This window comes from Chryseobacterium carnipullorum, assembly GCF_003815695.1.
Lineage (GTDB): Bacteria > Bacteroidota > Bacteroidia > Flavobacteriales > Weeksellaceae > Chryseobacterium > Chryseobacterium carnipullorum.
Map to the genome: position 1 here is coordinate 771,891 of NZ_CP033920.1, position 19,353 is coordinate 791,243.

16 protein-coding genes are annotated in these 19,353 nt (G+C 36.5%); 11 read left to right on the plus strand and 5 right to left on the minus strand.

Features of this window, described 5'->3' with window-relative positions; all coding sequences use genetic code 11:
• Window positions 1-37: 37 nt before the first annotated feature.
• Complete coding sequence (locus EG346_RS03600; protein ID WP_123877021.1) at window positions 38-850, minus strand: M48 family metallopeptidase; 813 nt, start codon at window positions 848-850, stop codon at window positions 38-40.
• A 110-nt stretch (window positions 851-960) separates the two neighbouring features.
• Between EG346_RS03600 and recJ the strand changes: the two genes are divergently transcribed.
• From recJ to EG346_RS03620, 4 genes are all read left to right on the plus strand, one after another.
• Window positions 961-2,673 (plus strand): single-stranded-DNA-specific exonuclease RecJ, encoded by a 1,713-nt coding sequence (recJ, locus tag EG346_RS03605; protein ID WP_073336357.1) that lies wholly within the window; start codon window positions 961-963, stop codon window positions 2,671-2,673.
• An 18-nt stretch (window positions 2,674-2,691) separates the two neighbouring features.
• Entirely contained in the window at window positions 2,692-2,958 is a 267-nt protein-coding gene (locus EG346_RS03610; RefSeq protein WP_228426571.1) for a four helix bundle protein, read from the plus strand.
• A 126-nt stretch (window positions 2,959-3,084) separates the two neighbouring features.
• Window positions 3,085-3,669 (plus strand): nicotinate (nicotinamide) nucleotide adenylyltransferase, encoded by a 585-nt coding sequence (gene nadD, locus EG346_RS03615; RefSeq protein ID WP_123877022.1) that lies wholly within the window; start codon window positions 3,085-3,087, stop codon window positions 3,667-3,669.
• Between the two features lie 82 nt (window positions 3,670-3,751).
• On the plus strand, window positions 3,752-4,093 hold the full coding sequence (locus EG346_RS03620) for a DUF3817 domain-containing protein (protein WP_123877023.1): 342 nt from the start codon (window positions 3,752-3,754) through the stop codon (window positions 4,091-4,093).
• 49 nt (window positions 4,094-4,142) lie between these two features.
• On the opposite strand, the gene EG346_RS03625 is transcribed toward EG346_RS03620, so the two are convergent.
• The 3 genes from EG346_RS03625 to EG346_RS03635 form a co-directional block, all read right to left on the minus strand.
• Entirely contained in the window at window positions 4,143-5,828 is a 1,686-nt protein-coding gene (locus EG346_RS03625; protein ID WP_123877024.1) for a hypothetical protein, read from the minus strand.
• 98 nt (window positions 5,829-5,926) lie between these two features.
• Window positions 5,927-6,547: a response regulator gene (locus tag EG346_RS03630; RefSeq protein ID WP_123877025.1), complete on the minus strand. Its 621-nt coding sequence runs from the start codon at window positions 6,545-6,547 to the stop codon at window positions 5,927-5,929.
• 49 nt (window positions 6,548-6,596) lie between these two features.
• Window positions 6,597-9,614: a sensor histidine kinase gene (locus tag EG346_RS03635; RefSeq protein ID WP_123877026.1), complete on the minus strand. Its 3,018-nt coding sequence runs from the start codon at window positions 9,612-9,614 to the stop codon at window positions 6,597-6,599.
• 275 nt (window positions 9,615-9,889) lie between these two features.
• Between EG346_RS03635 and EG346_RS03640 the strand changes: the two genes are divergently transcribed.
• The 7 genes from EG346_RS03640 to EG346_RS03660 all read left to right on the plus strand — a co-directional run bounded on the left by EG346_RS03640 (window position 9,890) and on the right by EG346_RS03660 (window position 17,378).
• Complete coding sequence (locus EG346_RS03640) at window positions 9,890-12,121, plus strand: outer membrane beta-barrel family protein (protein WP_123877027.1); 2,232 nt, start codon at window positions 9,890-9,892, stop codon at window positions 12,119-12,121.
• Window positions 12,122-12,190: 69 nt separating this feature from the next.
• Window positions 12,191-14,455, plus strand: a complete 2,265-nt coding sequence (locus EG346_RS03645; protein WP_123877028.1) for an outer membrane beta-barrel family protein — start codon at window positions 12,191-12,193, stop codon at window positions 14,453-14,455.
• A gap of 81 nt (window positions 14,456-14,536) precedes the next feature.
• Window positions 14,537-14,965 (plus strand): alpha/beta hydrolase, encoded by a 429-nt coding sequence (locus EG346_RS25025; RefSeq protein WP_228426573.1) that lies wholly within the window; start codon window positions 14,537-14,539, stop codon window positions 14,963-14,965.
• Entirely contained in the window at window positions 14,946-15,398 is a 453-nt protein-coding gene (locus EG346_RS25030) for an alpha/beta hydrolase family protein (protein WP_228426575.1), read from the plus strand. Before EG346_RS25025 ends, EG346_RS25030 begins: the two co-directional genes overlap by 20 nt.
• Window positions 15,399-15,480: 82 nt before the next feature.
• Window positions 15,481-15,654 (plus strand): bacteriocin-like protein, encoded by a 174-nt coding sequence (locus EG346_RS24725; RefSeq protein ID WP_164466320.1) that lies wholly within the window; start codon window positions 15,481-15,483, stop codon window positions 15,652-15,654.
• A 25-nt stretch (window positions 15,655-15,679) separates the two neighbouring features.
• On the plus strand, window positions 15,680-16,558 hold the full coding sequence (locus EG346_RS03655; protein ID WP_123877029.1) for a hypothetical protein: 879 nt from the start codon (window positions 15,680-15,682) through the stop codon (window positions 16,556-16,558).
• Window positions 16,536-17,378: a GLPGLI family protein gene (locus EG346_RS03660; RefSeq protein ID WP_123877030.1), complete on the plus strand. Its 843-nt coding sequence runs from the start codon at window positions 16,536-16,538 to the stop codon at window positions 17,376-17,378. The genes EG346_RS03655 and EG346_RS03660 overlap by 23 nt, the downstream gene beginning before the upstream one ends.
• 145 nt (window positions 17,379-17,523) lie before the next feature.
• Here EG346_RS03660 and EG346_RS03665 read toward each other — a convergent pair whose 3' ends face one another.
• A complete protein-coding gene (locus EG346_RS03665) occupies window positions 17,524-19,278 on the minus strand; it encodes a discoidin domain-containing protein (protein WP_123877031.1) in 1,755 nt (584 codons plus the stop codon).
• Window positions 19,279-19,353: the final 75 nt, after the last annotated feature.

Here is a 19,353-nt window from a genome sequence, read left to right on the forward strand (position 1 = left end):
TAACTTTGAGGAATTTTTGTTTTAAATAAGATTCAATTTATTTTGTAAGCTTAGTCGTTGGAATAGCAATCGTTCCCGGATCTTTCCATAAACCATCTTTTTCAGCTCTTTTCTTAATAGCCTGTGCTCTTTTTTCACTGTCAGGGTGAGAGTTGAACATTTTTTGAAAACCTGTCTGTGTACTTCCTTCCGAAAGCAATGCCAATTTTTTGAATGCAGAATAAGCTCCTACTACATTATAATTATTAGCTTTCATAAAGTCGTAAGAATAAGTATCCGCTTCAGACTCCTGCTTTTTGCTGTGGGAAGCATCCAGAAATTCATTGGCCATTTTTCCTACCTGACTATCATTTAACGCCGCTACGGTACCTGATGCAGATGATGCCGCATCCAGCGCCGCTGCTTTTAAGTAAGCAGATTTAATCGCATCTTTAGTATCCTGATTTTTCACGTGACCGATCTCATGTCCAATTACTGCCAATAGCTCATCGTCCGTCATGATATCCATTAATGAAGAAAATACACGAACACTTCCGTCTGCGCAAGCAAAAGCATTGATATCTTTTACTTTGTAGACTTTATAGTTTAAAGCAAGTCCGTCCTGAGATTTGTGTTTTGCAAAAAGTTTGTTCAATCTGACAGTATAAGGATCTTTGGGACCTGCCACCTGATTGTTTTTGTCCATCCAGTCAACAAATTCTTTTGAAAGCTTCACTGCATCTTCATTGGTAAAAGTAAAGGCTTTTGCTCCTTTCGAAACAACACCAACCGCTTTTCCAAGATTGATTTTCTGTGCCGTTACAGCATTCATTGCCCCTAAGAATAAAAGGCAGATCGTTATTTTTTTCATAATCATTTTTAATTTGGACCGCGAAGATAGATATTTTTTTTTAACATTCACGGAGTCAAGTTCATCCTTAACTATTTCAAAATGCTGTTTTTTTTCCTTATTTTTGTGAAATGAGTCAGAAATGGATTTACAAGCCCGAACCCGATGAGGAAGTTGTGGACAGATTAAGTTCGTCACTTGGTTTTGGTACTTTTGAATCTAAACTCCTCGTTTTAAGGGGAATTGACAATTATCAAAAGGCCAGAGAATTCTTCAAACCCAACCTTAACGATATTCACAGTCCATTTTTAATGGCAGATATGCAGAAAGCTGTAGAGCGTATTGCCACTGCAATTGAAAATGGTGAAAAAATACTGGTATACGGAGATTACGATGTAGACGGAACTACAGCTGTAGCTCTGATGTACCTTTACCTCAGCAAAATTGTTGAGAAAAAATATTTAGATTATTATATCCCTGACAGGAATTCTGAAGGATATGGAATTTCTACCGAAGGAATTGATTTTGCCAAAGAAAATGGTTTTTCACTGATCATCGCTTTAGATTGTGGTATCAAAGCTATTGACATGGTACAATATGCACAGGATAAGGGTATTGATTTTATCATCTGTGATCACCACCTTCCGGGTGAAGAGATTCCTAATGCAGCCGCTGTTTTGGATCCGAAAAGAGTAGACTGCAGATATCCATTTAAAGAACTTTCAGGATGTGGTGTAGGCTTTAAGCTTTGTCAGGGCCTGAATACGATCTATAAAATTCCGGAAGCTGAATTATTTGAGCTTACCGACCTTCTGGCGATTTCTATTGCAGCGGATATTGTTTCTATGACTGGTGAGAACAGGGTATTTGCTAAAATGGGATTAAAAGTTCTCAGAAAAACAAGAAATCTGGGATTAAGATTATTGATTCCTGAGGATAAGCTGTCTCACTTTGAAATTTCAAATATTGTTTTTGAAATTGCTCCAAAGATCAATGCTGCAGGAAGAATTTCCCAGGGAAAAGCAGCTGTAGAACTTATGGTTTCTGATAACCTGAAACACGCTAACCAGATCGTAAGTGACATTATGGATCTTAATGATGAAAGGCGTGAGCTGGATATGAATTCCACCCTATCTGCTTTGAATCAGATCATCGAATCCCAACAGCAATCCAAACATTCTACTATTGTTTATCATCCTGAATGGAATAAAGGAGTGATTGGAATTGTAGCTTCCAGGCTTATCGAAACGTATTATAAACCCACGTTGGTCTTTACAGACGGTAATAATGGAGAAATGGTGGCTTCTGCCAGATCTGTCTCTGATTTTGACGTACATGAAGCGCTTGATATGTGTTCTGAGTATTTCCTGAAGTTCGGAGGACATCACGCTGCTGCGGGACTTTCCATGGAAAAAGATAAATTTGAAGCCTTTAAGATTAAATTTGAAAAAATAGTTTCCGAAAAGATTCAGGAACATCAGCAGGAACCTTCTGTCACGATTGACTCTGAGATTAAAGTCGATGAGATCAACAGGGAATTTATTAATTTCCACAGAAAACTGGCACCCTTCGGACCTCATAATATGAAGCCCATCCTTACTCTGACTGATCAGAAACTGTCGGGTTATGTAAAAACGATGGGGAAAGACAACAATCACCTGAAGTTTTATATCAAACAGGAATCTACGGGCAGAAACATAGAATGTGTAGGTTTCAAATTGGGACAGCATGCAGAAGATTTTAAGAATAAAAAATTTGATCTTGCTTTCACTTTAGAGGAAAACCACTGGAAAGGAAACGTAACTCATTATCTTAATATCAAGGATGTAAAGTTCAGGGATTAGGTAACAGGGATAAATGCTATGGAAAATTATAAGGAATTATTAGTCTGGCAAAAATCAGTAGATTTTGTTACTGAAATATATACCTGTACTAAAAGTTTCCCAAAAGAGGAGCTTTATTCACTTACCAGCCAGATTCGCCGTTCTTCAATATCTATTTCATCCAATATTGCTGAAGGGAATTCAAGAAGATCCACCTTAGATGATCTACAGTTTTTAAAGATTACAAGAGGAAGTTGCGCCAAAATGGAATCTCAACACATGATTGCAAAAAATTTAAATTATTGATCTCCTGAGGAATTTGAAAAGTCAATCAGAAAAGCATCTGAAATATCAAAAATGCTGAATGCTATTATGACAAAATTGCACTCCAGCCTTAATTACTAATCCCTTAAACCTAAGCCCTACTAATCAATGAAAAAAATCGGCTTATTTTTCGGTTCTTTCAATCCGATACATATCGGACATTTAATTCTGGCTAACTACATTCTGGAACATTCTGACATGGATGAATTATGGTTTGTCGTAAGCCCGCAGAACCCTTTTAAAGATAAAAAATCACTTCTGAAAGATCATAACAGACTGGACATGGTGCAGCTTGCCATCACCGGCTATCCTAAAATGAGAGCCTCGAATGTAGAGTTTTCTCTTCCTAAGCCCAGTTATACGATCGATACCCTCACCTACCTTCATGAAAAATACCCTGATTACTCTTTCAGTCTGATTATGGGTGAAGATAACCTGAACAGTCTTCATAAATGGAAAAACGCTGAACTTCTGATCAAAAACCACCATATCATTGTCTATCCGAGGGTTTTTGAAGGAGAAAAGAAAGATTCGGAATACCTGCAGCATGAAAATATTTCCATGGTCAAAGCTCCGGTTATTGAGCTTTCTGCTACAGAAATCAGAAATATGATCAAAGAAGGAAAAAATGTACGTCCCATGCTTCCACCGGAAGTTTTTGAATATTTGGACGGAAGTAGTTTTTATAAGTAATTTTGCCAATAAGAAGCTAGATGTTAGATATCAGAAGTTGATATCAGTTCTCGACTTTAACTCTTACCCTATACCTGACGACATGGAATTTATCGAAAAATATTTCTCAAAATATCCGGAGGAAAAAATGATTAAATGGTTTAAGCAAATCTGTTTAGCTGAAGCGATCTCATGGTTTTTTTTATTCATAGCGATGACCTGGATACGCATTGATCCTGAAGGTGTTTTTCCGATCGTCTACATCAGTACTATTGGCAGTATTCACGGATTCTTTTTTACGCTTTACCTGCTGTTTCTACCTTCTATAAGAAAAATATACACATGGGATGATGAAGACAGCGTCTTCGCTTTAATCTCCGCATTTTTCCCTTTTGCAACGATCTGGATCGATAAGTCTTTAGCTAGAAAAGACCGTGAGCAATAAAAAAAGCGAGACACTACGGTCTCACTTTTTCCATCATGATTTTAGTAAATTATTGTGGTATTTTGATGCCTGGTATTACTTGAACTGGTAATTTGGGGCCTAATTCTCTACAACCGAATTTGACTGAGTACCTATAAACCGGCAAACCATTAACAGTGGATGAAGTAACCGGAAGATTGGTATTGCTGACTATTGAAATATCAACCGGCATTGTATAACAAGCTGTAAAGCCATTCTGTACAAAATTCTCATAACTCACCACTCCTCCTGCTGATACTATTTTTAATTTTGCATTGACTACCGTTCCTGTCATTTTAAATTTCACCTGCCCGGTGAGAACTTCTTTATGAGGATTACCCGGCACAACAACAAACTTGGTACAGCAGACTGGCGTTGTGGTAATATTTCCTGAAGATGTTGCAGGAGGACCTTCTACCATCACAGTAAAACAGCCTATGGAACAGGTAGTCCCTGAATATGGGCATTTCACATTAATACAAATCGTATTTATTCCTACATTCAGACTTGAAAATGGAATTAACCTTCCGGAAGGATTCTGACCGCCGGTATGGGTAAATGGATTTCCTGCTGGACTTAACGTACTAAGAACTCCATTGGTAAGAATGGTTATGATAGAAGCCCAGGTACCTGTATTCAATGAATTATATGGATGCGGTGATGCTTCAACTCTTAAAAATTTAGTGGAATTTGCAGGATTGTATGGGATCGTCAAAGTACCTCCGGGATTAATTGACGGACCGCTTACATTAGGAAACTGTACAGAGGCAGTGGGTGAACTCAGACACACACAACTGTTATTTGTTTTGGCTTGAGACTCATTGACAATCTCGGTATTTTTAGGAGCATATTCTTTTTTCGAAAGAATACTGAAAACCACCCCAACATTGAACCCTAAAGCATTCAATTTATTTTTTGTTTCTACAGTTTCATATTTTCCGGCCATCACTTGATCAATGCTGTAAAATCCTTCACTATTCGGAGTACCGTTGGGTTTAAAGATCGTTGTGACGCTTTTTACATTCGGGCCTGCCCAATAGCTTCCTTCCACAAAAAAACCGATTCTTCCGGGAAAATAAGAAAGTCTCAATTTTGGAATAATGCCCAAACCATCTGTCTTGGAAATGATTCTTTTGGAGGTTTCAAAACTGCGGGTCTGTCCATTAACACTTGAAGTCTGAACAGCGGTAAACTGACTTTCCTTGGAGCTGATATACGCTAAATTAACAATGGGTGATACGGTGAATTTACTGAAGGAAAAATTAGACTGAATTCCGGCCTCCCCTATAAAGCCATTTTGTCTACTTCCATTCCCTATCTCTATTTTCAGTGATGGTGGCGCAGGTTGTCCAGCAATATTATAAACAGGGCCTTCCGGATTATAGTCTTTTTTCATTCCGAAAAATCCGGCACCCCCATTCAGCCCAAGTGAAGCATAATTGGTTTCTGAAGAATTCAGCGTAACAAAAGGAATGTAAAGATTAATATTTCCATTGAATCCGTTTCCAACGTGGCTGTCCAGACCATATGTATTTCCGGGAAACAGTCCTCCCCCACCAGCTGAGATCAAAAGATTTCCGCCTGGGTTTTTGCCCCCTTTCACGATAACCCCTTTGATAGGCTGTCCTGGTCTGGCTTCCTGCGCGCCAGCTGCGATAAAAAATAAGAGCCATACAAAGACTGTTGCTCTTCTCATCAAAGTAAAATTTGTTTTCATAATATTTTGTTTTTAGAATTATTTCTCAAAATTCATTTAAAACAAAACATAAAAAAATCCCTAATTATAGGGACATAGAAAAAGATGAATACCGGGTTTTACTCCTTTATATTTTTAAAATACCATGAGACGGCCTCTCCTAAAGATGAAACATGAAGTTTATTATAAATATGCTTGATATGGGTATTGACTGTAGAATAGCTTATCTCTAGTTTGTCTGCAATCATTTTGTAACTCAGTCCGTTTGAAAGCAGCTTCAGGACTTCCTGTTCTTTTTGTGTTAAAAGTTTTTGCTCTGCTGTGGGCTGAAAATATTCCAGGACGCGTTTAGCGATTGCAGGATTCATAAAGGCCCCTCCTTCGTAGATCTCTTCGATCGCCTGAAGAATTCTTCTGGGATTATCACTTTTTAAAATATAACCGCTTGCCCCACTGGAAATAGAACGAAATACCTTCTCACTATCGTCAAAAGCGGTTTGTACCAAAACATTAATCTGTGGAAATTTGGATTTAATGATTTTTAAACCCGCAATTCCATCTACCACCGGCATATTGATATCCATCAGAACCACATCCGGCTGATAGGCTTCCATTTCTGCTTCTACATGTTCGCAATTCAGGGCTTCTCCGATATATTTCATATTCTCTGAAAGTTCAATCAGAATTCTCATACTGTTCAGGCATTCCTGACTGTCGTCGTAGGCAAATATCTTAATCATGGTGGGTACTGCTAGAGGTATTCAAAGTTATCGTCTTGCTAAGCTTTCATCAATCCCTAAATTTAGGGATAAGAATTTTGATGGTGGTTCCGTTTTGTGATTCCAATTCAAAAATACCATTCATCTCCAGGGTTCTTTTTTTCATATTTCCGATGCCATTCCCTTTCAGGTTTAATTGATCAAAACCAATCCCGTCATCTTTGATCTCAAGAATATAATGGTGTACATTTTTTTTAAGATTAATAAAAACTTCAGCAGCATTGCTGTATTTTACCATATTATTCAGGGCTTCTTTGGCAATGAGAATAATATTTTTCTTGATACTGAAGTCCAGAATTTCGGCATCAATGGTTTCATCAATATCTATTGTATAATTAACAGTTGTATTTCCAAGAATTTCACTGACAATATTTCTTATTCGGGTAGAGAGTGTCATCAGAGAATCATTATTGGGTTGAAGGCTCCAGACGATATCACTCATATTTTCGGAAAGCTTCCGGGATTGATCTTCAATATTTCTGAGAACTTTCTGGGCTTCTTCCATTCTTTGTTTCTCAATCAGTTGTCCGGCAACCATAGAATTGATCTGCAGGCTGCTTAAGGTGGAACCAATATCATCATGAAGATCCGCCGTAATTTTATTTCTCTGGGATTCCAGGGCCATTTTTCCCTTAAATTCATTTTTCTGTCTGATGAATTCCCACCGGCTTACCGCTACAATGAGGCCACCGGAAAATAAGCTTCCCAGAATAATCCAAAACACAAAAGTCTGGTAAAAAACCTTGGCAACATGGAGCGTTATCAATTTTTGAGAGAAAACTTTACCTGTAAATTTATCCGTGATCCCAAATTCTATTTCATATTTTCCAGGGCCTAAGCTGCTCAGATTAAGCGGCGCTTTTTTTGAGAGCTTCTTCCAGCCCTGATCAATATTTTTGATCCTGTACATCATATTTCTCTGCGATCCATGTTCTAGATCTTTGATTAATGCTTTGATGGAAATGTTGTTTTCATCATATTTAAGATGAACTTCGTTCAAAAAATTAATTCCTTTTTGGGCGGCATATCTTTTATTATTAATCAGAATTTCATCGAAATAGATCTCAGGTTTATAGAATGAACTGAGTTTCAAAGGCGGTTTGAAATAATTAAATCCTTTTACGCCTCCGAAATACAGCATTCCGTCTGACGTTTTAAGAAAACTACGGTTATTGAAATCCCAGTATTGAATTCCGTCTTCTTTATCATAATTGGAGATCAGATGGGTTTCTGTATCGATACTTGACAAACCTCTTTGATGGCTGCACCAGAGTTTTCCAAAGTCATCCAGCAGAATTCCATAGATGTAGGTTCCGGCCAGGTTGTTATTGCTGTCAAATATTTTTATGGGCTTAAAATCCTGATCCAAAAGATAAACTCCCAGATTGGTTCCTACCCAATACTGTTTTTTTTTCACATCCTCCTGTACATAGAAACTCTGTACTTTCGGAAGAATTTTTTCGATCGTTTTATATTTCTTCTCCCCTTCCATTTGTATCAGCATCATGTCCCGGTTCAGATAACTTACTGCAATTCTGTTATCACTCAAAACATTTATATAAAAAGGATTCTGGTCAGGAATGCTCTTGATTTTTTCAAATTTCCCAGTTGTTCTATTTAAAAGATACAGACCTGTGGAAAAAGAAAATAAGGACGGTAAATCTGGAAAATCAACCATATGCTGGAGCCTGCCCATCACGATATGATTAAAAGAATAACTGGTTTTAAATTTTAAATTTTGATCAAAAACTGTAATTTTTGATTGATTGCCTCTTACTCCATTCTCAAACATCCAAACTTCGCCAGTATATGGATTGCTGTAACTTTTTCCTCTTGAATTGGTATAATAGCTGTTTCTTTCTGCTGCAAATTTGGTAACAGAAAAGTGGACAGGATCAAAAACAGAAGATGAATTGATCAGGATTTTCTTGTCGGGCAGTTCGGCAAAATCCGAAACCCCCTGTTGTTTAAAAGTCTGCATCAAAGGATCTGTGCTATCTGTAGTATTTTTGAGCATTGCTCCCCTAAAATCCATAACAACCTCTCCCTGTCCATCATCACAGATCCAAAGCCTTCCAATTTTATCGAACTGAAAATTGAAAACTCTCTCATAACCTGTAAGAAAAACAGTGTTTTTCCGGAACTGTTTGTCAAAAATAAAAAGTGAACTGCCACTTTTAAAAACGACTTTATGATCATTAACGGTAATTCCGCCAATTCTTTTAAAGGATTTCTGATGATGCTCTATATGCTGATAATGGTCTTTGAAAATTACTATTCCATGATCCGTCGTTCCAAGATAAAGAGCATCATTTTTTTTATCGTAGGCTGCAGACTGAAGGGTCATGGAAGGATCTAAGGAGAATTGACGACAAGGAAAAGATATTTGTTTAGAATCCAGATTGTAGGTGACTACTTCTTTTGTTCCAATAAAGCACAGGTTGCGGTTTTTATCCAAAAAAGGCATTCTGAAATAAAATACATTTCCGTCGCTGTCGTAGATGTGCACTGACTTTAAGTGAGGGATCGGAATTTGGGCTTCGAGTCTGACCTTTTTAGTTGTGACATCAAAACTTACCAATTGATAGGCTTCATTAAAGATCCAGATCTTACCCTCTGCAAAACCAATGGGAATGGCTGTTTTATCTTTGGAAAAGGTTTTATAAACGTCAATTAAGGTAAACTCATCCAACTGATAATTATAGCTATACAAACCTCTTGTACTTCCGATGTACAAGTGATTTCCATCTTCTGCAAAACCGTAGCCCTGCTGAAGTGCCGGGCAGTTTTTGAAAAAATATTTGAGATTATATACTTTAACGGAAGAGCCGTCGTATCGGTTGAGGGCATCATTGCAGGTAAGCCATACAAAACCTTTACGGTCTTCAAACCAGAAATAATTAGAGCCCTGTGAGAGTCCTTCATCCTGAGTAATCCTGGTCACAGAATAGTTGCCCATATTTTGTGAACTCATTTTTGCGAAGCAAAGGAATGCGATGACAACGCAGAATTTGAGTAGCAATTTCATGATTTGTAGTTTAAATAAAGTTAGTCTTTTTTTAATAGTTTCAGAAATTTCTTCGTTGAATGTAATATTTAAGTTTGTTCAATTGTCTAAATAGGTAGAAAGTCAAAGGAGATTAAATTTTTAATTCAAAATTTTAATACCTGAAAATCAATTAGTTAAATTCACGTATAAAATATTTTAAGTACTTTGTATTGCATGATACTGTTTTTATTATATATCTTTGCAATGTTAAATAATCATCCATACAAGCTATTAACAACTAAAAAATAATCATCATGAAAACTCAGATTCTAATTGCCTCCTTATTTTTCAGCGGACTGGCAGCTGCCCAGCAGACAAAAGACAGTCTGAAAATAAAAAACATTGAAGCTGTCAATATCAGAAAGCAAGTTTTCAAAAAGCAAAGTGACCGTTTCATCTATGACGTTGCTTCTTCTCCTATTGCCAAGGGAACGAATACGTTCAATCTTTTGAAACAGACCCCGATGATCTCCAGCATCGATGGAAAATCCTTGAAGATCATGGGAAAATCTGACGTGGTCATCTACATCAACAACAAAAAAACAAATATGGATGCTGAGGCATTGATTGAAATGCTGAAGGGAACTCCATCAGAAGATATCCAGAAAATTGAAGTGATCACAACGCCGGGAAGTGAATTCCAGGTAGAGTCCAATGAAGGAGTGATCAATATTGTGATGAAAAAGAAGAAAAATGACGGGTACAACGGAACCCTTAAAATGAACAATGAACAGGCTTACTACAATAATCCTTCTGCGGGAGCTTCATTCAATTTCAGAAAACACAAGTGGTCTGTGAACTCCAATTTCAATAGCGGAAGCTGGACAGACAGAGAAAGATATACTTTATCCAACGGAGATGCTACTTTCAGAAATGAGTCTTTCGGGTACAATTCTGATCCAAACAAAAATGTGGGAGGAAGCGTGAATATTGATTATGAGCTTAGTAAGAATCAAAGTTTAGGATTGACCTATAACATGAGATACAATAAAAGCTTCAACTCAATTTTGGATGTGACAAACTGGGAAAATGGAGCGCTTATCAACAGAACGGTAAACAATGAGAATGCCCAGACCCGAAATCATTCTTTCAATTTAAATTATGAAATAAAAACGGACTCCATCGGAAGTAAACTTACCTCTAATGTTTCTTATTTATGGTTCAACAGGGATAAAATGAGCACGAATGAAAGTTTCCCTTTAAATACTGATCCTAAGAATAAGTACAGCGCCTTGCAGCAGTCGGTTCCTCAAATCATTAACAATTATGCTGCAAATATCGACTATCTGAAGAAGACCGCTAAAGGTAACACCTGGCTGATGGGAGTAAGCTACAACCATACGAATACGGATAATGATACCCGACAGGATAAAATTGAGAACGGTACAATCGTGAATGACGTCAATCAGACCAATCACTTCATTTATAAAGAAAGAATTCTGGGTGCGTATATTACGTATGAAAGAAAACTAAGTGACAAATTTTCAGGAAAAGTGGGAACTCGTTATGAGATCACCAGAAGCAGCGGTGAGATTCTTGGAAAGACAAGTTTTGACAGAAACTATAACAATCTCCTTCCGTATCTTAATTTAAATTACGCTATTAATTCAGATCACAATCTTACCTACAGTTTCTCCAGCAGAATCAGAAGACCGAGATTCTGGGAACTGAATCCATCAAGAACTTACTTCACGCCGAACAATTACACACAGAATAATCCTTTTGTACTGGCATCCAAATTTTACAATCAGGAAATCAGTTATATGTATAAGAATGCATTTTTTGCTAATCTGAGTTTCAATTATGTAGAAGATGCTTCCAACCAGATCCCCCTTCAGGGAAGTGTAACCGGGCCTAAGAAGGATGAAAACGGAAATACGGTAATTGCCACTACAAAATTCTTAAGATATATCAGAACCAATTATGGCAACAACAAGCAGTTTGGTCTTACCTTAGGAATGAACAAGTCATGGTTTAAAGAAATCTGGACCACGAACTATTCTGTGAATTTGGGATACAACATCTACAGCGGAACAGTATCGGAAGATCCTACTTCGGTTTCGGTTCCGGGACAAACAGAAGTTATTGACCCTTATGTAATCAATTTCAAAAACTTTAATATTTCCGGTAATCTTAATAATAATATCCGTCTTTCTTCCAATAAAGACTGGTTCCTGGGAGTGAATTACTATTATGGCAGTAAAGTAAAAATTGAAAGCGGAACATTGGGCGTAAGACAGAGCTTTGATGTGAGCTTAAAGAAAATCATGGGTAACTGGACTTTTATAGCAGAAATATATGATGTATTCAATCAGAATTACAACAGCATACAAGGAGTACAGCCTAACGGAAGCTACAATAATATAGTCAACTTCGAATATCCAAGACTTCTGAATATCGGGGTCACCTACAATTTCGGAAACCAGAAACTGAAAAAGGCAAGAGAAATTAAATCTGCCAACGATGCAATAAAATCAAGGACTTAAGTCTACCATAAAAAAATAAAAACAACCACAACTCCTCCGTTTCACAACGACACTTAAATAAGAATAATCATGAAAAAGATAATTATACTAGCAGCAGCTATATCAGGAATCGCAGTTTTTGCCCAGGAAAAAAAATCCGATACGGTAAAAGCAAATGCCATCGAGGGAATCACGCTTACGAAGCAGGTTTTCAAAAAACAAAGCGACCGTTTTGTCTATGATGTTGCCGCCTCTCCGGTTGCCAAAGGAAATACCACTTTTGATCTTTTGAAACAGACTCCGCTTCTTTCTTCAACGGATGACAAAACACTAAAGATTGCAGGAAAGAACAATGCCCTGATCTACATCAATGGAAGAAAAACCAATATGGATGCGGAATCTTTGGTACAGCTTTTAAAAAGTACACCAGCAGAAAATATTCAGAAAATTGAAGTCATCACTGTTCCGGGTAGTGAATATCAGGTGGAGTCTTCAGACGGAATCATCAATATCGTGATGAAGAAAAAGATGAGTGACGGACTGAACGGCAACATGAGGATGAGTAATATGCAGAACAAATACAATGGATCAAGTGCTTCACTTTCTCTGAACTACAGAAAGGATAAACTGGGAATCAGCGGTAATATTTTTGCAGGAGAAAACATCCAGGCTCAATCTTATGTTTTGCGAAACGGAACCAATTTAATTTCCAATGAATCTGTAGGTGACATTAATGACCCGAATAAAAATCTTGGAGGGTATTTGAATTTCGATTATCAGTTAACGGATAACAGCAATTTAGCACTTACCTGGAATTCATGGTATAATAAAAGTAATGATTCAACGGTAGATCTATTGAATACATTAAGAAATTACAATACGGACGGAAGTTTAAAATCAACTGAACAAAACAAATCTCAAAATAGAGAAGACGCGCACTATTACAACAATTCCCTGAATTTAAACTATGAATTAAAAACAGACTCTCTGGGAAGTAAATTAAATGTGAATGCGGCTTATCTGAACTACAGAAGGTTTCAGTTTTCCGATAACAGGACTTTAGTTTCAGTAGTTCCGGGAACTTTCACTGATTTTTCATTATTACGTCAACAAATTACCCAGGACATTCCTCAGGTCATCAATAACTTTTCAGGGACAGTAGATTATATTCAGAAGTTTAAAAATGATTTTACCGTTTCTCTGGGTGGGAACTTCAATAAAACGAAAACAGATAATGACACCAAAAATTACAGTTATTCCTATAACGGAAGCGGAGTACTTATCGCTACAAAACCCGATTTCAATCACTTTATCTATGATGAAAGTATTTATGGGGTGTATTTAACGCTTGAAAAGAAATTTTCCGATCAACTTTCAGGAAAAGTAGGCGCAAGATATGAAATCACCAAGAGTTTAGGAACTTCTGACAATCCTCAGAATACGGTAGCACAGTACCAGGAAATTGAAAGAAACTACAACAATCTATTGCCTTATCTGAGCTTTAATTATTCGATTAATGATAAGAATAATATTTCATACGCTTTTTCAAGCAGAATGCGAAGACCAAGCTTCTGGGAATTAAATCCGGTAAAAAATATCCTTACTCAGGATAATTATACTCAGAACAATCCATTTGTAAAGTCATCCTCTACATACAACCAGGAATTGACGTATATGCTTAAAAGCTCTTACTTCTTAATTTTAAATCACTCTTATTTTAAAGATATCATTACGCAGGTTCCTTTGCAGAGGGAGATTATCAGAGATGGCGTAGCCTACAGACAGCTGGCTTATATCAGAACCAATTTTGGGGACAAGCAGGAAATGTCTGCGATGCTTGGAATGCAAAAGACATTTTTCAAGCAGTATTTAACCACGAATTTTAATATTGGGGTTCAGCACAATATCAATAACGGGACATTGAATACGGACCCAACTACGGGACAGGTTTTTGACACGTATATCAATAAGACAAAATCGACGAGTATGGTGATTCAAACGAACAACACCATCCGTTTAGACAAAAAGAAAACATGGTTCCTGGGCGTTAATTATTTCTATGTGGACAAACAACAGATCGAGCTGGGAATGCTGAAAAATCTGATGAGCCTGGATCTGAGCATCAAAAAAAACTGGAACGACTGGACTTTTTCTCTTAATGTAACAGACGTTTTGAAAACCAATATTGTAGAAATTGAAGATTATCAGTCGTCAGGAAACTATAATTACGTGAAAAACGATCAGTTCAGACGTGGGATGACTTTCAGTATGGTCTACAACTTCGGAAATCAGAAAGTGAAAAAAGTAAGAGACATCGAAGGGGCATCAGATGCCATCAAAAGCAGAACAAGATAAAGAGATTATCATTCTTCATATTCAATTATTTTTGTGGTAAACCCGCCGGTATTTCCGGTGGGTTTTTCTATCTTTAGAATCATGAATAAAAGTCTTTCGATGATCATCTTCTGCCTTTCTTTATGTTTTCTCTGGACGGGTTGCAAGGAAAAAAAAGTTACGTTGGGTAAAGACATCAGTTTTCAGAAAGAAGAGAATATTCATTACGGAAATGATCCCGAACAGGTGATGGATCTTTATATACCTTATCAGGAACCATCAAAAAAGAGAGACATATTTATTATCATCCATGGCGGAGGCTGGCGCGGTGGAGATAAATCCCAGCTTACTTTCTTTACGCTTTCGATGATGCAGAGATTTCCGGATCATACTTTTGCAAACATCAATTACAGACTGGCAACATCGACCCGCCCGGGTATTCCGAATCAGACAGATGACATTCAAAATGTTGTTAATTATTTAGACAAAAAACTTCGATACAATCCCAGGTTTGTTCTCTTGGGCAAATAGTGCCGGCGGTCATTTATCGATGCTCTATGCTTATCATTCTGATGCTCAAAAAAGGGTAAAAGCTGTGGTGAATATTGTGGGACCTTCTGATCTGTCTGATCCCGGTTTTGAAAAGTATATGGATTACTCCTTTGTCAAAAACTATCTGGTGGATCCCAAGGCTGTCTTTTCCGGTAGATCTAAAACCTCATTTGCGAGTCCGGTCAATTGGGTAGATTCTGCTTCCGCTCCTACACTTTCGTATTATGGAAACAGAGACCAGATTATTCCTTTATCCCAAAAGCGAAGACTGGATTCTGTTTTCACCCAAAACAAAGTAAACCATGAAAGTTATGAATTCAATGGAGGGCATCTGGATTGGGATAAATCTCCGAATGATCAACTTTTGATTGATAAAATTGATTATTTTTTAAATAGTAGAGGCAAAAAGTAAATAATTTTTAATTTTTAAATAAAAATCCCAACTGTATGAATTATATTTATATATTTACGCCTTAATTTAAACTATTATACTCATGAAAAATTTAAAAGAAATTTCAAAAGATCAATTAAAAAGCATTTTTGGAGGGTCAGGTCCTCAGGCTAACTGCCATTGTAGTCCATCTGGATCTGGAAAACCAGCAATAGATATAATCGCTGATAACGCTGTTGATTGCTTTAATAAATGCGATGAATATAGAAACAATTAAGATTTCTTAATTTACACCCCACAAAATGAAACAGTCATTTTTAGGTAAGAGGATAGTTTTTATCCTCTTACTCTATTATTCAGCCTTATCATCCCAAAAACTCACTATTATTAATAATCAAACTGAATCGATTACGATAAAAAATAGTAAAGAAGAAGTGATTATAAAAGGAGGAAATAAAAGAGAATTTTCAAACGTAGTAAACAGAGTTTCAATTAATGGAACACAAGATCTTGATAGATTATTGACTCTATACCTTGAGCCTAATGAAAAATTAATCATCACCGTACAAAAGGATAATAAAATTGCTTATACAGGAGATCAGGCGAACGTCAATGAATATCTTAATGAAAAATTGAATGTTGACACCTTTGGGAAAATGAAGGATTATTTAAAGGCAAGTGAAAAGAAAAATTTGGGGTCGCTAAAAATCACTTCAGAATTATTTCTTGCAGACGTTTTAAAGAAAGTGAATTTATCAAGTATCGTTTCTTCTTCTGAAGACAGTGATTTAACAAAGAAAATTAAAAATCATATAAAGTACAATTGGCTTTATACCGTATTTTCTGCCATTATTAGCCTAAAGGATAAAAATTTCACCAGTCAAGTTATCACTTACTATTATAAAAAATATATTGACTCAGATATTACGCAATATAGCTGTAATGGGGTTTTTCCATATAATGTTATGGTGATATTAGTAAAAAATAAAGATGCAGTACCTGCTCAATTTCCAATATATCCTATTGTCGAACCTACTGATTCAGATAGCATCAATCAATATCTTCCAAGAAGCTGTCAAAAGTTTTATTTTCTTGAGAAATATCGGTATCTTAATCATATTAATGATCCTAAGAAAGATTATTACGAAAAAGTTTTAAATGAAAAATTCAATGATCAATAAATATATAATACGAAAGGTTATATTTTTCTTATTTCTTTTTTTATCATTATGTCCCTATTTAACTGCTCAAGATTATCAGATTACATATGAGGTTCAATTTAAACCTACAAAAGAAAAAGATTCAATAGTAAAAGAGTACATGGTTTTAAGAATAATTAGTCATAAAAGCATTTTTTATAATCTGAACAAAGAAAAAGTTGACTCCTTAGTAAGTAAATTGGATTACAAGGGAGTATCTTCGATTAAAAGCTCTTTTTTAAGAATTAAAGTATTCAAAGATTTTTCAAAAGATCACTATAAGATAGGGGGAAATTTTAACCAATTAAATTACTGGTATAAAGAGAAAAAAACTAAATATAGTCAGCTTAAAAAGTATGGCATTTATAAAGGTTATGCTGCTACAGAAGCTTTTACAGAATTTGGAAAGAGAAAATGGAATATTCTATACACCGCCGATATTCCTATACATGATGGTCCTTATGTTTTTGCAGGTTTGCCGGGTCTGGTCATTAAATCAGAATCATTGGATGGTGATTATAAGTTTGAAATGATCGAAATTAAAAAGTTAGATAATTTACTCCCAATCAAAGAAAACAAAGAAAACATTAAAAAAGAAAAACTGATTAAAAATATCAGTGATTTTATTAAAGATCCAGCCGCTCATCCTATCAACTTCAAAAATGATTTGGGTGATAGCTTCAGTTATGAATTCAGTGGGGTTAGAGATAAAAATTATATAGAGACGAATGATTATTTAAACAAAATAATTAATAAGTTTAACAATTATCCTGATCAAGATATTCCCATCATAACATTTTGAAATGTGATTTAAAGCTTATAAATTGTATTTTGTTTTCCATAAAAATGCCCTTAAAAAGTGATACATTTTAAGGACATTTAAAACTATATTTTCTTATTGTCATTTGTAATAACAGGCAATTAATTTTCGGATTATCTCTTTCTTTTTATTCAGATTTTGAAATCTCCGTTCTCTCCGAAACTCCATTCGCGTTGAAAGCTTCAATCTGGAAATAGTAGGCATCGGCTCTATCGGCTCCGGTGAAGAAATATTCATTCTTTCCGTATATCATGATGCTTCCGTATAATTTATCCGGAGATTTTCCCCAATAGATCACGTATCCGTCAGCATCCTGGTTCTGCTGCCACTTCATCCAGATGCTTCTTCTTTCACCGAATTTTTTAGGTTCTGCTCTTAGCGGTACAAATCCTTCCACTTTCTTTGGTTTTTCACCTGCTCCTTTTCCGAACACTCTGAAACCACTTAAGGCAAATTTTCCGGTAGGCATTTTCAGGTTCTCCATTTTTAGAAATCTTACCTTTGCAGGTTTTTCAAGCTCTACATAATCGTGGGGAACGTCTTTGGTATTTTTGCTTTTATCCACCACAACATTCCATTTTTTACCGTCATTTGATCCATAGATCTTATACTGGTGCATTTTGCCCAATGTTTTTCCCATGAATTCAGCATCCTGATCTGCATAATTGATCTGAATTGCGTTAATTGTGGAAACTTCTCCAAGGTCGGTCTGAAACCATTCTCCCGAATTTCCGGTTTTTGCACTCCAATATGTCTTGATATCCTCATCTACCGCCAGGTTGGGCTGATAACCTCCTAAAGTAGAGGAAACCTGAACGGGTTTATTGTAATTCAGTAACATCCAGCCGGCAAAAAGTCCTTTTGAGAAATCTTTTCCCTGAGCAAATTGCGGAAGGAAGGTTGGATAATCACCGTAAGCGGTATTGGTATACATTACATCATCTTTATCAAACCCTGCAGGCCAGATTCCGAGTCTTCTTTCAAAATTATTTTTAGTGGAAATAAAGATGGTTGAAATATGCCACCAGTTTTTGTAATTGTCTTCAAAAGTAGCCCCATGCCCCGCTCCTCTAGCAAAACCACCAGGTTTATAGGAAAACGGATTGTGCTGCTGGTACTCGAACCCTTCGAGAGGATTTTTACTGACGTAGACCCCATCAGAATAGCCGCTGAATTCGGTGGCAGGAGCGCCGTACTGCATATAGTATTTTCCGTTGTGCTTGGTCATCCATGCTCCTTCTACAAAAGGCTGAAGAAAAACATTGTCATTATATTCTCCAAATCTTTCCCAGCCGTGATCTTCCGGTTTTAATCTGATAATGGGTTTTGTAAAACCTTCTGACTGCAAGGTCTTCACTTTCACTTCAGTTCCCAGTAAAGGCCACTCGTTGCTGGATCCCCAGTACAGGTATAATTTGTTTTTATCTTCATCATAATGGAACGCAGGATCCCATGCACCTACTTTTAAAGTATCGACCGCAATTTTCCAGTCGTCTTTGGTAGGATTGGTACTTTTCCAGATGGGAAAATCCTGTTCCCAGGTAGATCCGTACACGTAAAGTGTATCTTTCATGGCCCAGACTGCCGGAGCATTCAGGTCATGGATGTATTTATTGTCTCTCAGGAATTTTCTTTTGACAAATTTCCAGTCCAGCATATCATCACTGTACCAGTATCCTTCCTGATTGGTGGAGAAAAGGAACAATTTATTTTTAAAATTAACGATTACAGGATCAGCTGTTGCCCGGTGTTTCCCCTGTTTTGAGAAAACTTCAAACGGGGTATAACCATAATCGATGTTAATGGGGTTACAGAACGTTTTCTGCTGGGCACCAACGAATATTCCCAAAAGAACAGCGAATGATAAAAGGTACTGTTGCATCTTCATAATTTTTGCTTAAAAAACAAATTTAGGTAACTTTTTTGTCTTTTGTCTCAATTTGAAGAAATGAAACAG

Coding starts and splice junctions, on each gene's coding strand:
- EG346_RS03600 (WP_123877021.1), bottom strand. CDS start 850: ATGAAAAAAATAACGATCTGCCTTTTATTCTTAGGGGCAATGAATGCT.
- recJ (WP_073336357.1), top strand. CDS start 961: ATGAGTCAGAAATGGATTTACAAGCCCGAACCCGATGAGGAAGTTGTG.
- EG346_RS03610 (WP_228426571.1), top strand. CDS start 2,692: ATGGAAAATTATAAGGAATTATTAGTCTGGCAAAAATCAGTAGATTTT.
- nadD (WP_123877022.1), top strand. CDS start 3,085: ATGAAAAAAATCGGCTTATTTTTCGGTTCTTTCAATCCGATACATATC.
- EG346_RS03620 (WP_123877023.1), top strand. CDS start 3,752: ATGGAATTTATCGAAAAATATTTCTCAAAATATCCGGAGGAAAAAATG.
- EG346_RS03625 (WP_123877024.1), bottom strand. CDS start 5,828: ATGAAAACAAATTTTACTTTGATGAGAAGAGCAACAGTCTTTGTATGG.
- EG346_RS03630 (WP_123877025.1), bottom strand. CDS start 6,547: ATGATTAAGATATTTGCCTACGACGACAGTCAGGAATGCCTGAACAGT.
- EG346_RS03635 (WP_123877026.1), bottom strand. CDS start 9,614: ATGAAATTGCTACTCAAATTCTGCGTTGTCATCGCATTCCTTTGCTTC.
- EG346_RS03640 (WP_123877027.1), top strand. CDS start 9,890: ATGAAAACTCAGATTCTAATTGCCTCCTTATTTTTCAGCGGACTGGCA.
- EG346_RS03645 (WP_123877028.1), top strand. CDS start 12,191: ATGAAAAAGATAATTATACTAGCAGCAGCTATATCAGGAATCGCAGTT.
- EG346_RS25025 (WP_228426573.1), top strand. CDS start 14,537: ATGAATAAAAGTCTTTCGATGATCATCTTCTGCCTTTCTTTATGTTTT.
- EG346_RS24725 (WP_164466320.1), top strand. CDS start 15,481: ATGAAAAATTTAAAAGAAATTTCAAAAGATCAATTAAAAAGCATTTTT.
- EG346_RS03655 (WP_123877029.1), top strand. CDS start 15,680: ATGAAACAGTCATTTTTAGGTAAGAGGATAGTTTTTATCCTCTTACTC.
- EG346_RS03660 (WP_123877030.1), top strand. CDS start 16,536: ATGAAAAATTCAATGATCAATAAATATATAATACGAAAGGTTATATTT.
- EG346_RS03665 (WP_123877031.1), bottom strand. CDS start 19,278: ATGCAACAGTACCTTTTATCATTCGCTGTTCTTTTGGGAATATTCGTT.